The following is a 612-nucleotide window of genomic DNA, read 5'->3' as shown; positions in this document are numbered from 1 at the left end:
GTCCACATTGTCGGCAGCCGCGACCGGCTGGTGACGTCGCTCGCCAACGATCGGCGCGGTCTTCGCGCCAGAGGCTTTGCCGTCGTTGCTGCTTAAGGTGGATGAAGGGGCGCAAAGCGGCGTCTGGACGTGTGCGCACTTTCGCCCTCGCTTCGCAGACGCCGATGGCGTAAGGAGCGGCGATGGAAAACAACCGATTTGAAACACCTGTGACTGTGAAGTCAGTCGCGGCGGGAAGCACTCAGCTCTTGCGCACGGCGCGTGAGGCTTCCGACTACCTCCTCAACAGCTGGCCCGGCAAGCGCAGCCCCAAGCATCGCGCGGCCCTGCAGGCCTGCCATGACGCACTCGCCGGCGACAAGCCGGCGATGAACGCCAGGCGCGCCTTCATTGCGGCGGCGCGCGAAGTGGACGTCTTTGTCAGCGACAAGGCGCCGGCCTGACACAAGGCGACATCCGAGGCGGCAATCCGGATTGAGGCACGGCCCGCATCTGCGGGCCTTTTGCCGTCACTTTGCCGTTTCGGTTTCGGCTTCAGTCTCGTCTTCGGGCTTCGAACGTTCCCTCGCTGCAACCTTGGCTGCCAGCTTCTCGGCCTTCTTGGCCGCCTTC

The 612-nt window shown here is 64.7% G+C and carries 1 protein-coding gene and 1 pseudogene; both read left to right on the top strand.

The features are described 5' to 3' along the window. Positions 1-96 (top strand): annotated as a pseudogene (locus EN884_RS40015) (GntR family transcriptional regulator); the annotation flags it as partial. A gap of 113 nt (positions 97-209) precedes the next feature. Then, positions 210-443: a DUF982 domain-containing protein gene (locus EN884_RS37880; RefSeq protein ID WP_244506945.1), complete on the top strand. Its 234-nt coding sequence runs from the start codon at positions 210-212 to the stop codon at positions 441-443. The last annotated feature ends 169 nt before the right edge of the window (positions 444-612 follow it).

It is taken from the genome of Mesorhizobium sp. M7A.F.Ca.AU.001.01.1.1 (genome assembly GCF_004022735.1).
In the GTDB taxonomy this organism is placed as follows: Bacteria; Pseudomonadota; Alphaproteobacteria; order Rhizobiales; family Rhizobiaceae; genus Mesorhizobium; species Mesorhizobium ciceri.
The sequence above is the reverse complement of the archived record's forward strand: the minus strand, read 5'-3'. Positions and strand labels throughout refer to the sequence as shown.